At 37.1% G+C, this 1042-nt stretch carries 1 protein-coding gene; it reads right to left on the bottom strand.

Annotated features, from left to right (window positions below; translation table 11 throughout):
- A partial coding sequence (locus tag AB0G52_RS41385; protein ID WP_361344526.1) for a CNNM domain-containing protein occupies positions 1-516 on the bottom strand: 516 nt, incomplete at its 3' end.
- Positions 517-1042 lie beyond the last annotated feature (526 nt).

Raw genomic sequence — 1042 nt, 5'->3', positions numbered from 1 at the left:
TGCTGGCTTTAGGCCAAACATTCCTGTTAAAACACGAGCAGATCCGTTCAAAAGCCAAATAAATGGATACAACAGCCTGTAAAACCAAATAATCGGCGGAGAGAAAAGCAAAGTAATCATTTCAGCTTTTTGGATAGCGACTGTTTTAGGAGCAAGTTCTCCGACAACCACATGGATAAAGGTAACAGACACAAAGGCTATCCCAAAAGATAAAATGGTCGAAACAGATCCCGATACATGAAGCTTCTCGAATACCGGATGAAGTATTGCTTCCACCGTAGGTTCACCAATCCACCCTAAACCTAGCGCCGTTACTGTAATACCCAGCTGACAAGCTGACAGATATTCGTCAAGATGGCTAATTACTCTTTTCGCAGCTAACGCACCTTTTCTTCCTTCTGCTACAAGCTGATCTATCCTTGAACCCCTTACTTTAACGATCGCAAACTCTGTTGCAACGAAAAAACCTGTAAAAGCTATAAGTATTGCGAATAAAATTATATTAAAAATTTCCAATGAACAGCCTAAAAAGGCTTACACCTCCTGATATTATAAGAAAATTAGCTTAAATTAGCAGCAATGTCTGCAAAGAAGGAAATACTCTCATCTGAAATAGTATTTCTAACTTCCCTCTTTTTATGTCGGCACCCAAATGCATATTAACAGGACAATCCCCCACATATTTCTGGGTTGCATACTGTGATTTGTAATGGGGCCATATTTCATTACATACCATAATCCCATCCAATCTAAGCCTTTTTTCTATGCATTACTTCATCTATATAATGAAACTATTTGTAGCTTCGCCGTAACACATAATATGCAGCAGAAATTCAGGATGGATAGACTTTGGTTCGTGTAATGAATATCATTTCGTTTTACCCTATTTGTAATTTTATTTAGTTGCACAGCCCCATTTCTTCCACCCCCCATAAAAACGTTTTAATTGAATGAAATAATTATATAGGTGAACACGAATAATATTCAAGAAAAAACCCTTTTTAAGCTAGTCTAAATGTTGGAATACAAGCATTGTTGCATA

The organism is Streptomyces sp. NPDC021562 (assembly GCF_040640875.1).
Lineage (GTDB): Bacteria > Actinomycetota > Actinomycetes > Streptomycetales > Streptomycetaceae > Streptomyces.
This window is presented reverse-complemented; position numbering and strand designations above follow the sequence as displayed.